The organism is Defluviicoccus vanus, from assembly GCF_014672695.1.
GTDB lineage: Bacteria > Pseudomonadota > Alphaproteobacteria > Rhodospirillales > Defluviicoccaceae > Defluviicoccus > Defluviicoccus vanus.
Map to the genome: position 1 here is coordinate 2,472,992 of NZ_CP053923.1, position 12,302 is coordinate 2,485,293.

The 12,302-nt window shown below is 64.5% G+C and carries 10 protein-coding genes; 1 reads left to right on the plus strand and 9 read right to left on the minus strand.

The annotated features are described in order from the left end of the window. Window positions 1-68: 68 nt before the first annotated feature. From HQ394_RS11215 to HQ394_RS11245, 7 genes are all read right to left on the minus strand, one after another. The gene (locus tag HQ394_RS11215; protein ID WP_190260314.1) at window positions 69-881 is read right to left on the minus strand and encodes a vWA domain-containing protein; all 813 of its coding nucleotides are present in this window, start codon (window positions 879-881) and stop codon (window positions 69-71) included. A gap of 155 nt (window positions 882-1,036) precedes the next feature. Further along, complete coding sequence (locus tag HQ394_RS11220; RefSeq protein WP_190260315.1) at window positions 1,037-1,420, minus strand: FHA domain-containing protein; 384 nt, start codon at window positions 1,418-1,420, stop codon at window positions 1,037-1,039. Then, entirely contained in the window at window positions 1,420-2,412 is a 993-nt protein-coding gene (locus HQ394_RS11225) for a vWA domain-containing protein (RefSeq protein ID WP_190260316.1), read from the minus strand. Before HQ394_RS11225 ends, HQ394_RS11220 begins: the two co-directional genes overlap by 1 nt. A gap of 36 nt (window positions 2,413-2,448) precedes the next feature. Further along, a complete protein-coding gene (locus tag HQ394_RS11230) occupies window positions 2,449-3,267 on the minus strand; it encodes a MotA/TolQ/ExbB proton channel family protein (RefSeq protein WP_190260317.1) in 819 nt (272 codons plus the stop codon). A gap of 2 nt (window positions 3,268-3,269) precedes the next feature. Further along, a complete protein-coding gene (locus HQ394_RS11235; RefSeq protein WP_190260318.1) occupies window positions 3,270-3,713 on the minus strand; it encodes an FHA domain-containing protein in 444 nt (147 codons plus the stop codon). A 99-nt stretch (window positions 3,714-3,812) separates the two neighbouring features. Continuing rightward, a complete protein-coding gene (locus tag HQ394_RS11240) occupies window positions 3,813-5,855 on the minus strand; it encodes a protein kinase domain-containing protein (RefSeq protein WP_223291527.1) in 2,043 nt (680 codons plus the stop codon). Between the two features lie 127 nt (window positions 5,856-5,982). Beyond that, complete coding sequence (locus HQ394_RS11245; RefSeq protein ID WP_190260320.1) at window positions 5,983-6,432, minus strand: RT0821/Lpp0805 family surface protein; 450 nt, start codon at window positions 6,430-6,432, stop codon at window positions 5,983-5,985. Window positions 6,433-6,668: 236 nt separating this feature from the next. Between HQ394_RS11245 and HQ394_RS11250 the strand changes: the two genes are divergently transcribed. Then, entirely contained in the window at window positions 6,669-7,658 is a 990-nt protein-coding gene (locus HQ394_RS11250) for a hypothetical protein (RefSeq protein WP_190260321.1), read from the plus strand. Between the two features lie 97 nt (window positions 7,659-7,755). Here the strand turns inward: HQ394_RS11250 and HQ394_RS11255 are convergent, their stop codons facing one another. Both HQ394_RS11255 and HQ394_RS11260 read right to left on the minus strand, forming a co-directional pair. After that, the gene (locus HQ394_RS11255; RefSeq protein WP_223291528.1) at window positions 7,756-9,189 is read right to left on the minus strand and encodes a L,D-transpeptidase family protein; all 1,434 of its coding nucleotides are present in this window, start codon (window positions 9,187-9,189) and stop codon (window positions 7,756-7,758) included. Window positions 9,190-9,204: 15 nt separating this feature from the next. Next, the gene (locus tag HQ394_RS11260; protein WP_190260323.1) at window positions 9,205-12,270 is read right to left on the minus strand and encodes a transglycosylase domain-containing protein; all 3,066 of its coding nucleotides are present in this window, start codon (window positions 12,268-12,270) and stop codon (window positions 9,205-9,207) included. Window positions 12,271-12,302 lie beyond the last annotated feature (32 nt).

Consider the following 12,302-nt stretch of genomic DNA (forward strand, 5'->3'; position numbering starts at 1 on the left):
GTTGTCATCTAAAAAGCGCTTCAGTACAGCATGTTATTCGATGAGCACCGAGGCGAGGACGCTGTCGATCATGCTGCCGGCATGGTCGGTGAAGGTGCCGTTGCCGGCGGCAGCGATGCCCTGAAAAACGATCGATCAATTTGCCCGCGCAGCAGCGAACCAGGCGTGGTGACGAACAGAGCGGAAACGGTTCGCTTGTCGCCAGCAGCGGTGCCGCGGGCGACAAAGGCGCGTACCAGTTGCAGGGCGGGCGCCACTTCTTCCGGGTGCGCGGCGGCGTCGCCGATCAGCACTAGCGACTGGATCGCCGTCGGTCGGTAGGCGAAGGTGACGGCGGTCTGCAGACCGAGATAGTCATCTTCCTCCGGCGTTGGGCTGGAGATGCTGGAGGCCCGCAGTCCCTGGACGAACTGCAAGATGCGCGGCAGCGACGGCGTGGTCGCCGTCAGCGGTAGCACGGTAATCGGGTTCTGGCCGGTATCGCGATCACTATAGGCGACAACGCCGATACGCACTGAAGGAACCAGCCGCTCCAGGACGCGAACAATGCTGGAGAGGTCGAGAGCGAGTTCGCCTATCGCCGGCGTCATGCTGGCGGTGCGGTCGATCACGAACACCAGATCCAGCTCGCCGGCGACGGGTGTCCCCAGCGCTGGCACCGGCGGCGTCTTTGGGGCGGAGGGTTGGGGGGCGGGCGGCGCCGGCTTCGGGATCCGCGGCCGGGCGGAACGGTCAAGGTCTGCCCGCTGCTCCAGCGACTTCGCCACTGCAGTGAGGTGGGAGACTTCGCCGAGCAGTGCTTCGGCCTCGTCATCAGCCCAGGCGGCACGGGCGGCCACTGCCGCCGTTTCCGCCTCGGTGGCGATGATCGTTGCCCGCAATTGCTGCAGCCGCGCGCCTCGGCGTCGAGCGTCTTGCGGTAGTAGGGGATCATCATCACCAGCAGCAGAACGAAAACGCCGGTGGACATGGCGAGCACGTCGAGTGCCGACATGGAGAAGGTGGTGACCTCGCGAGGCGGGCGGCGCATGGCGGGCTACGTTGCCAGCGGTGTCACTAGCAGCGTGATCCGACCTATGGTGATCCGCTGGCCCGTCGTTACCGCCAACGGCTGGAAGGGAGTGAGTTCCATGTCATCCACCAGCGTGCCGTTGAGTGAATTGAGGTCTTCCACGAACAGGCCGCCGTCGGCGAGGCCGATGCGGCAATGGCGGCGCGACACGGCGGCATCGGTGACGACGCGGTCGTTGAGGGTCGCGTCGCGGCCAATGGTGAGACCGAGATACGCCTCCGCCAGCTCCGTTTCGCCGAAGACGAAGCGCAGTTCCTCGCCCTCCACGCCGCCGCCGGTGAGGACCCATCCGCCTTCCACATCGCCATGCGATTTGAATGGACCAGCACCACTGCCGCGCGTCTTCATTATTTCGTTTCTCCCTGGTTACCCAGCACCGCCAGCATCACGCTTTCGATGATCCGGCCCTTGTTCTGCGCAAAGGCACCGCCCCCGGCCTCGGCGACCTTTTGAAAAAAGACCCGATCAAGCGGGTTTTGACCGGCGAACACTGCGGTCACCGTTCGCGTGGTCGTTGGTGATGGACTGGATGCTTGGAACTGGCTGGCAAGGGCGAGGGCGCGTGCCACCGCGTTGGGGTGGGCTCGTGCATCGCCAATCAGGATGATCCGTCCCGCCGCGTCGCTGCGCCAGGGCATGGCAACCGCTGCGGCGAGGGCTTCATCCACCGCTTCCGGGTCGTCGCCGCCACCGCCAGCCTGAATGCTGCGGACGAAGCTGACGATTTCCTCCGCCTGGTTGCCGGTGGCAGGTCGCAGCGAAAAGATCCGGGTAACATAGGCCTCCCCTTGATCCTTATAGGCGACGAAGCCGACCCGCAGACTGCCGGTCAACCGGGCGAGTACCTTCAGCGTTCCGAGCAGACTGGCCTGCACCTCAGCCAGTTCGTCTCCCATGCTGCCGGTGGTGTCCATGACCAGCACGAGATCGAGGGGACCGATGGCGATGCCGGGCTTGGTGGCGTTCGCCGGCGGTGGCGCTGGCGCAGGTAGCGCCGGCGTTGGTGCCGGAACGGGTGTTGCTAGTGTTGCCGCCGCTGCTTCGGCATCCCGCCGCGCCCGGCTTGCCGCTGCCTCCGCTGCAGCGGCGGTTGCCGTTTCCTGTCGCGCTTTCGCTGCCGCCAGGGCTGCATCGGCATCGGCAATCCGCTGCTTCGCCTGCGCTTCTGCCAGCGCGGCCGCATCGCGGCTACGGGTGGCGCTGGTCAGTGCTGCTGTTGCCGTTGCGATGTCGCGATCAAGGGCCGGTTTCTTTAGGTAGTAGGGAAACAGCATCACCGCCAACAGCATGAACACGCCTAGCGACGAGGCGAACAGGTCAAGCGCGGACACACTCAGCATGAGGAAGCTCGTGGGGCGGCGAGCGCGCACGACGACTCAATCCACGTAGAGGCGGTTGATCAGGTTGTCGAGGCAGTACTCGCCGCAGCGGTTGAGCGCTCGCTCCTCGGCGGCCTGTACCAAGTGCTGCACCAGCACCAGCACCGTTGACATGCACAGTGCCACCAGCGTGGTGTTGAACGCTACCGCCAACTCGCGGGTCAGGCCGGCGAGAAAGCCGGGATCATCGACGTTGGCGCCGCCGGCATAGTTGAGGGCGAGCGCGATGCCGAGGACGGTGCCGAGGAAACCCAAGGTCGGGATCGCCCAGATAATGTAGCGGACCATGGTGTAGCGGAGATCGATTTCGTGCAGATAGAGGTCGAGGCTCGAATTAAGCACTGCATTGGCCTGGTCCACCGACTTCGTGGTTTGAAACTGGGTCACGACTCGGTGGATTAGCCGCGGCAGGAAGCGTTCGCTTCCCGCTGGCACCGCGTCTCGGGCCGACCTGGCGATGGCGTAGACACGCCGCAGGTCCAGCGTCTGCAACACCGTCGTCTCATCCTCGGGCAGGTAGCCGCGCTGCAATTCGGTGCGCTCGCCGGCTGCCTCCCGGGCACGCACCAGGAGTTCGCCGAGGCCGAGCGCGAAAACTACCCACTGCACCGTCTGCACCGTAAACGGGTAGGTGGTCTGCTCGATGTCGAGAAGGACGACCGCCCAGGAATGCGGCAGCGCCACTGCCATCACCGCAATTATTGCCACCGCGGCGGCGATGCTGAGCCCGATCGCCAACCATCGGTGGGGCAGCGGTCGTCGCCCGCCCGAGTGTTTGGCTACCGGCGTCGTTGGGTCGACGAGGTGATCTGGCATGGCTACGGCCTCCGACGAACAATCTCGCCGGTGGCGGCATCGCGTTCAACCCTGCCGCGAGGAACCAATCCTCCCTGGGCAGGGGACAGACGTGCCTCACCCGCCGCCTCACCCGCCGCTGCGAGTGGAGGCCCCTTGCGCGCCCGGGCGAGCAACTCGCCGACGGTGCAGCAATACTCGCCAAGCCGCAGCGGCGTCTGCGGCGTAACGAAAGTCTGACGCACACGGACCCAGCCTTCCGCGGCCGGTCCGGTGGTGGCTGCGTTGCTGCTGCCGTGCCCGGATGGCGACGGCAACTGCCACGTCCCACCCTGGGTGGCACAATCGGTTGCGTGCACTCGGCCGTTGTCGGCAATCACCAGTTCCAGGTGGTGCGGGGCAACGCTGGCATCGGCGACGACGACGTCGGCGAAGGGACTGCGGCCGATGACGAGCGTCCGAGGCATGACGAAACGAGTCCTTTCCACCCTTTAGGGCGCGTCCTTTCTACCGGCTACGCAGGTCAAGAATGTCGGGCGTCCGATTGTGCTCGGTTCGATTACCGCTCACTGTTTCCGCCACTTCGCCTTCGGCGACGATAACTGCATGTCCCTTGTTGTCACGCAGCGTGTTGTCGACGATACGTCCACCACCATTTTCCAGCACCAGGATGCCGTGTTCACCCGAACCGGTGATTGTGTTGCCGAAATGTCGGGCGAGCCGCCGGCGACGACAACGCCCGACAACCGGGCGCCGACGATTTCGTTGCCGCTGATCCGTCCGTTGCCGTCGTCGTAGATGTAAATGCCCGCTTCCGCCGGCCGTTCAATGTTGTTGTCGACAATTTCCGGCCGTGCACCTGAGGCGACCTGGATCGCCGACGTCCGGGCGTTGCGGATGATGTTGTGGCTCAGCCGGCCGCCACCACCGGAGATGAACAGCACGCTGCCGCTGTCATCGATATTGTTGTGCTCAACGGACGGCTGCGCACCGCTGCCGATGCGGATCGCCGCCACGGGCGTATTGCTGATACTGTTGCCACGGATCACGGGCACGGCGCCGTCCTTCACTTCGATGGCAGGGCCGGCCTGAGCGCTGATCCGATTCCCGTTCAGTTCCGGCGCACCACTGCTGACGATGACGCACGCCTCGCTGGCCAACGGGTCTTCGGACGCAGCAGCGGGGTTGGCCGTGAGCTCTGCCGGCTTTGCTGCCAGTGGCATGCCGCGAATCTCCAGGCTGCGCACGACAATGCCGTCGCCACGGACGGTCAGGCACGGGCCGGCGATCGGTGCGATGATGGGCGGTGCCGAGGTGTCTGCCGCCTCTAGTAGCATCGGCCGATCGAGCGCGATCGATTCGGCATAGGTACCGGGCTCGATGCGAATGTGCGCGCCATTGGGCGCCTGGGCGATCGCTTCGCTGATCGTTCGCGTATCGCCGGTGCCTTTGCTGTCGACCGTCCATTCCTTGAGCACCTGGCGTCGATAGGACGGCTCCAGCAACCAGCCGATGGCGGGTATCGCCAGCGCCACCGCGAGCAGCACCAGTAACACCCGCGACAGCATCGATGAACGCCCGCCCTTGGCTGCGGCGGCCACATGCGGGGTGATCGGCGCGAAGGGCGTGCCGATGCCGCTTGGCGTCCGGGTGATGCGCAGTGTTGGTGGATCCTCGGACGGATTGTTCGCCAATTCCTGCTCACTCTTCGCCTCCAGGTCCTCCGCTTGCAGGATCGGCTCGGCAAGCACCCGCTCGTCGTCGATGCCGCCGGGCGACAGCAGCGTCGCTCGCCAAGCGGCAATGTCATGCGGTCGGACGTGTGGATCGAGGCTGAGGCCGCGGGTGACTGCCGCCGCCAGTGCCGGATCGGCGGCAGAAAGCCGATCAAGAGCCGGCAATTGCTCCCCCACTTCGCCGAGGCGCAGCGGCGCCGGCGGCGGCGGCGCCCCGGTCACGATGCGATAGGCGATGGCAGCCAAAGCGTAGATGTCCGTCCACGGACCTTCCACGCCATCGATCTGGTACTGCTCCGGCGCGGCGTAACCGTCGGTGGCGAAATCCTCGGCCCGCGCTTCGTCTTCGGACGACGAAGACCCGCGTGCGGCGCCGAAATCGATAATCACCGGCGTGCCATCGGCGCGGACGATGATGTTGGCCGGTTTCAGATCCCGATGCAGGATGCCGGCCCGGTGGACGGCATCAAGCGCGTTGGCCAGCGCCAGTAGCATGGGTCGCACCTGGCGGGTCGACCGGGCCGGACCATCGTCGCGCAGGCGTCGTTCTAGCGATGCTCCCGGGACCAGGTCTAGCGCCAGGTAACCCCCGCCAGCGTGCATGCCCCAATCGATCATCCGAGCGAGCGCCGGATGATCCAACTGGGCGAGAATTGCCGCCTCGCGCCGGATAGCATTGCCATCGATGCTGAGCTTGATGAAGACCGGTCGGCCCGTCTCGGTGTCGCTGCCGTTCATCCGCAAGCGGGGCGGTGCGTCGGGCGCGGTTGCGGCGCGACGGACGTCCGCTTCGATCAGGTAGCGTCGGGGGAGCGCGGCGAGAGTCGGCGGGCTCTCAGGCGAATTCGGACGAGAGGAAGCAGAGGAACTCAAACTTGGGGCGTCCATGGCGAATCGATGATTGAACGGTTTATGAGCCCGCCTTGGTGGGGAGCGTATACGCCGGCAGCGAAGGCGCGCTGCTGCTGGAGCAGTGGGTCTGCCGCCGGCTTGCGCGTCGTTACGCTGGTCGGGCTGGCCTTGCGCGCGGGCGGTGGTGCAGGCGATGCCGATGGCGTGGGTGAAGATGGGGTGAACCGACGGCGACGGCAACCGTGACCACGGTTTCCTCCACCGTCCAGATGGCGGGACCGATGCGGCAACCGTTGCCTCGCACTTCGGCCGGGCTGAAACCCGGCTGTTCGATCGTGCGCCGATAGCCGCGGCAGGGCTTGTTGGGCTCCGCATAGGTGGCAGCCTCGAGGATGATGGTGCCGCTGTGGCCGGTTTGCGCGTTGGTCCAGGGAATGGCGCCGCCGCTGCGCTCCCGTTCCAGCGCCTGATTGACCGCAAAGCCAACAATAGGCGCATCGCGGCTGTCGCCGGCTACCGCTGCCACGCCTGAGGCCGCGCCGCAGACGCAACAAAGGACCGTCAGCGTCAGGGTTCCCAGGGTGCGAGGCGTAACCAAAGGCCGCCCTCGCAAGCCGCGGCTTGGAAGTGCAACTTGATCGGCAATGGCAGCGTCGGTCGGGCCGACGAATGCGCCAACTTTATCGGCAACGTGGAACATTGTTTCCCGCGATCGAGGCGTCAAGTGCGTGGTTACTTATCGCCCCATTCGTCACCACGATACGCCATCAGCGTAGCATAATCTTGGTGGAGATTGTGGCTGCACTATGTATGCAGGAGTGAGGCGCGTGTTCCGTGCAAGGCGCTTCCATAGAAGGCGTTTTGCCGGCTGTGGTGCTCGATCACTGCCAACCCGACCATGCCAACCCCGAGGATGAAAGCATCGTGCTGAACCGTTACGTCTGCACCCTCGTCGCAGGTCTTATCGTCGCCGGCTGCGCTAATCCCACGTCGAGCCGTTACGAAGGCGCGGAAGTGGGGCGAACGATCGAAACATCACGTGGAACCATCGTTGCCGGGCGCGTGGTGGACATCAACGGCGAATCCAATGCCGCCGGACCTCTCGCCGGCGCCGCCATCGGTGGTGCAAGCGTCGGTCTTGGCACCCATTCCGGCTGGGCGGCCATTCTCGGTGCCGTCGTCGGTGCCGGCATCGGCTATGCGACACAGCAGGTCGCCAACGACCGCGAAGGCATCGAGTACATCGTCGATATGGAAGACGGGCGGACGGTGACGCTGGTGCAGAACCGGGAGAAGAGTGAAGCGCCACTGCAGCCAGGTACCGTTGTGCTGGTTCAGGTGAGCGGCACGTACAGTCGGGTCATTCCGCGCACACCGCCATTGGATCGCCCCGTGACCGTGACCGGGAGCGAGCCGGCGGCCGGTGCGGCGCCGGCGACAGCGCCGGAAGCGGAAGCCGCAGGGGCAGGCGGGGACGGCGGCAGTGGCAGTGGCTGGAACGACCCTGACAAGCCAGCCACGGTGCCAACGTCTTTACCGGCGCCAGCATCCGCCAGCCCAACTACAAACCCGCAGGGGTCGCCCTCGACGCAACCGCAGCGGCCGCCATCAACACAGACACAGACTACGGGTGAGACGACACCCCTGGTGGCGACCGGTCAGTCAACGTCATCGCCAGTGACGACGACGCCGGCCACCGAGGCCACGCAATTCACGGCGAGTGGTACGGCCGCTGGTCAGGCCACGACGAGTCGTCCGTCAGCGGCATCGTTGCGCAGCGGCACGACGACCTCCTGGGCCGTTCCGCCGCCGACGCAACAGTGAAGGGCCGTCGGTTGTTTCGAAGCCGATAACAGGTGATAGCAGCGCCGGGTCGGAGCTGAGTGGGTGAAGATCGCCGGTGGTCAGCTACGGCCGCTATTCAGCGACTGGCCGTTCGCTGCGTCGTACTGGTGACCGCCGGTTTGGCAACCGGGGTCTTAGCCGGCGCGGAGGATGTCTTGGCGGTGCTGTTTTGGGCCACCGTGGACTTGGGCGTGGTGGTTTGCGAAGCGGTCGCCTTTGCTTTGGCCGGGGTTTTCTCGGCCGTTTTCGTTTTGGTTGTTTCCGGGGCCTTGGTGGCCGCCGATTTTGTCGGCGCACTTTTGCTGGCCGGCACGTTGGTCGATGTCGATGCCTGTTTGGCGCTTGCCGGCTTGCCGGTGTTGGCGGCTGTCGTCTTCGTTGCCGTGTCGGGTTTAGTGTCCGTCTTGTTCGCTGCTGCTGCGGCCGCTGCCAGGGTGAGCGGCAGGGCAACGGCAGCAAGCGCCGGTTTGTCGATCGGAATCGCCGACGCGGCCGGCGTGCCCGCATGGTTCTCGCTGGTGGCGATGCGGACGGGGTAGCCCTGGCGGTCGCTCAGCGCCTTTTCCACCGCTGGCCAGTCGATTCGGTCCATATCGGGCCCGGCAAGGGTCAGGATTCGGTCACTCCACTCGGCAAGCGGCAACGGCTCGGCAGGCGCCGGCGCCTTGCTCGTCTCCTCCATCACATCGATCTGGTGCGAGGACGGCTGTACTTCGATGTAAAGGTCGCCATCCATGCGACCGATCTTGACCGGCTGATCGACGACAGTGACCTGGGTGCCGATCGGCACCCGGGAGAACAGCCATTCGATGTTCTCCGGATACATGCGGATGCAACCGCGGCTGGCGCGTCGGCCGATGCCCCAGGGAATATTGGTGCCGTGGATGAGGTAGCTATGCCAGCCGAGGTACATGGCGTAATCACCGAGCGGGTTGTCGTCGCCCGGCGGAATCACGCTCGGCAACTCCGGATGATCGGCGATCTCCGAAGGGGTCAGGTACCAGCTTGGCTTTTCCTTCTTGCGGACGACGGTGGTGCTGCCATGTGGTGTCAGATAGCCGTCGCGACCAACACCGATAGGGAACGACAGTGGTTTCGCCGGGTCGCCATAATAATACATCCGCAATTCAGCGGTGTTGATGACGATGCCCTTCTTCGGCGCGTCAGGCAGCAGATGCGCTGTGGGCAGCAGCAGATTCACGTCGGCACCGGGCAGCCAAGCGTCGACGCCGGGATTGGCCGCCATCAGCTCGATGGCACCGAGACGGGAGTCGCGGGCGATGTCGAGCAGGGTATCGTTATAGTGCGTCTTATACGTGTGCATCTGGCCGAGCATGTCACCGTTCAGCTGTGCGCGAGCGCCCACAGGAGCGATGCACAACGCCAGCGCGAGTCCGGCGGCAAGAACGAGGGGACGGGCGACGAAGCGGCCTGTCCGACGGGCGGAGGTGCTGCGGACTGGTTGCCCAGTCACGGCTTGGTGGGTCAAGCGGCGAAGCAAGTTGATCATCGTCCAGACGGTCCTCTATGGCCCGATAGCGCTCTGCCCGGTGCGTCCCTTGGCTGATGCCACCACGGTCGACGGCACATCGGCCGGGACCTGTGGCTCGTTGATCATCGGTTGCAGCGCTGGGGCCAGCGACTTCAGAACCTGCACCGGCAGGGCGCTGGTAAACCGATAACCATATGCATTTGGTCCTGGTACATGCGCGGTTATCACACCGAAGAAGCGATCGCCAATGAAAAAGGTGAAGGCGGCACTGCGGCTGACTTCCTTCAGCTTGGCGCCGGCGGTACCCGGTCCGTAGCGATCGGCGAGTTCGTCACCGGTGCCGGTCTTACCGCCAGCCGGTAAGGGCTTGCCCGCAGCATCCTTGAACGTTCCGGCCAGTCGCTTCGCCGTGCCATTCGCAACAACCTCTGTCAGGGCTCGCCGCACCGCAACGGCGACCTCGCGCGGCAGGATCTGCTCGCCACCGGCAGGAAGTCCCATGTGCGTTTCATATGGGGTGCCCTCGGCGAAATGCAGTTGGGTAACCCGCGCCGTCGGTTGGCGGACACCATCGTTGACGATGATACCCATCAGTTCCGCCAACGCTGCCGGCCGGTCGGCCGAGGTGCCGATGGCGGTCGCCAGCGATGGGACCAGACTAGGGAACGGATATCCCAAACGCGCCCACGCCTGATGCAACTGCTCGAAGGCTTCCTCTTCGAGAATGATGCGGATGCGGCTATCGGCGGCACCCTTGCGTTTTGACTTGAACAGCCACTGGTAGACTTCCTGCCGCGTATCCGCGCTGGCGTCGATCATATCCCGGCGACGTCCACCGGGATGAGACTGCAGGTAATTGACCAGCCACAGCTCCAGAGGATGAATGCGGGAAATATAGCCGCGGTCGTGCAGATTGAATTTCTCCGGTCCATAGCCGGCGTACAATTCGGCGAGATCGTTGCTGTCGAGCGACGACGATGCGTGGGCGTGCATGAAGGTGGCAAACTCTGCCAAGCCGGCCTCCGGACGCACCGAGCGGAAGACGGTGGCGAGCCGGTGCGGCGCCGGCGGCGTCCGCGCCGCCACCGTCTGCAGCGCCTCATCAGGCGAAAGTTTGGCGTAGCGGCGCCAGAACTGGTTGAGGAAAGTTTGCCCTTCCATATCGGCGAACCGAGCCAGATATTCCTGACGCGCCGGGTGTGTGGGATCACCCAGGATGTCCTGCGGTGAATCTTCGCTTCCTGCCTGATAATAACGGATGATGTCGCGCATCATCCGGATAAACACGAGATTGACCGAGTTCCTGAGCGCGTCGGAAACGGTCATGATCCGGCTGTTGTCCGCTTTATTGAAGTTGACGAAGGTGTGCATTCCGCGCCCGGTGAAAAACGCTTCGCCGGGATTGCCGGAGTATTTACGCGCCATGGCGGCGTCAATGATCGCCTCCAGGCTCTTGTCTTTGGCATCGACAAGCCACCCGGCGGCCCAGCGGCTCAGTGGATCGGCGGACGCCTTGGCGAGCGCCACCAGGTCCTCGCGGTCGGAGTCCGCCAGCCGGTCGTGCAGTTCGGCAATGATCTCAAGATAGGTCACGAGGGTGCGGAATTTGGCGGTCGAGCCCAGGTCGAACTTACCGCCCTCATTGATATCAAGCGGTCGTTCCAGATTGTCGGCCTGCAGCCGCAGCAGATTCAGTCCCTGTGTTCGCTCGTAGAGGGTCACGCTGTATACGACACCGGCGGGATGGCCTTGCAGCAACCGTTCGCCGATCAACCCGGCTTTGGCCGCTCCGTCCATGGTTGCCAGTTCACGTAGCCGTGCGATCACCTGCTCCTGGGTGGTGCTGTCGAGGGTGGTTTCCGCCCGCAGGTCCAAACGGTCGAGGTCGTAGTATTGCGGAACTTTCAGCAGTGAGGCGATGTGGGTGCGCATGGCGTTGACTGCCTTGCGCTCGACGAAAGAGAATTCGGCAGTGGCAGGCAACTCGTTACGGAACTTGAGCGGTGCCGCCAAAGCCAAGTCGCGAAAGTCGTCATCGATGATGCCCGCGCCTGCCAAGAGGCGGAGGTGACTGTCGGCGAGTTCCGCCAGATCGTTGCGACCCTGGATCAGATAATAGGATGGTCGCCGCTGCGCCAGCATCAGGCTGAGTGCGGACTTGAAAACGGCGGCTGCCTGGTTCCTTTCGGCGCTATCCCGCGCCGGCGTGCCGAGCAGGCGAATCGCTTCCGCCAGTTCGATGCCATACCAGGCAAAGAGGCCGTCGCCGAGGCCGATCACTTCACCGAAGCCGGGGCGTGCCGACAGCGGCGTCGAATTGATGTAATCGAGAACGATGCGGTGGCGTGCCTCGGTGGTGTCCGGTCCGTCCTGGTACGCCCGCATGCTGGCAGAGGTTATTTGCCGCAGTTTTTCGCCTACCGAGCCGGTGCGCCCTTCCGGTGAGTGGCGATATTTCTCCAGCTGTGTTGCCAGCGTGCTGCCACCGAAGCGATGACCACCGTCGTCGATATGGCGGGTGACGATGTTGGCGGCGGCGGCGGCGAAGCGATCCCATTCCACCGCCGGATTGCGGGTGGCCGCACCGCTATCGAGCAATTCGCGGTTTTCGACGAACAGCAAGGTGTCCACCAACAGGGGTGGAATGGCTTCGAAATCGGCGAAAATTCGTTCAGGATAGCTGGCAGTATGGAGGATTTCGCCCCGTCGATCGAACAGCATCAGCCCGGTTTGCGGCTTTTCCGCATAGAGGGCGAAACNCCCGTAGTCCATGAACCGCTGCAAATCAGGCGACATGCGGGCTTGGCGCTCGACCATGTAGCCGCTGTCCTTCAGTGCCGCGATGAATTGCGGCAGCCGAGCATAGCCCAGACGTTCGTCGTAGGGGCCACCTTGAGGAAAGCGGATGTCGTCGCTCGCACCGGCGTCGGTGTGATACGTCATGCCGCGCGCGAGCTTGGAAAATAGCCGTGACTGGACCGGCGAATCCTCAACCTCGAGGCCAATCCCCCAAACGGCCAAAGCCCCTACACCGACGGCAACACTGCCAGCGAACAGCCCGTACCAGGACAGGCGCCACCGCCTCCGAGTGCTCTGCATCGCCACGTCTCATCCTGACCAGCTAACGCGTA

Coding starts and splice junctions, on each gene's coding strand:
- HQ394_RS11220 (WP_190260315.1), bottom strand. CDS start 1,420: ATGAAGACGCGCGGCAGTGGTGCTGGTCCATTCAAATCGCATGGCGAT.
- HQ394_RS11225 (WP_190260316.1), bottom strand. CDS start 2,412: ATGCTGAGTGTGTCCGCGCTTGACCTGTTCGCCTCGTCGCTAGGCGTG.
- HQ394_RS11230 (WP_190260317.1), bottom strand. CDS start 3,267: ATGCCAGATCACCTCGTCGACCCAACGACGCCGGTAGCCAAACACTCG.
- HQ394_RS11235 (WP_190260318.1), bottom strand. CDS start 3,713: ATGCCTCGGACGCTCGTCATCGGCCGCAGTCCCTTCGCCGACGTCGTC.
- HQ394_RS11255 (WP_223291528.1), bottom strand. CDS start 9,189: ATGATCAACTTGCTTCGCCGCTTGACCCACCAAGCCGTGACTGGGCAA.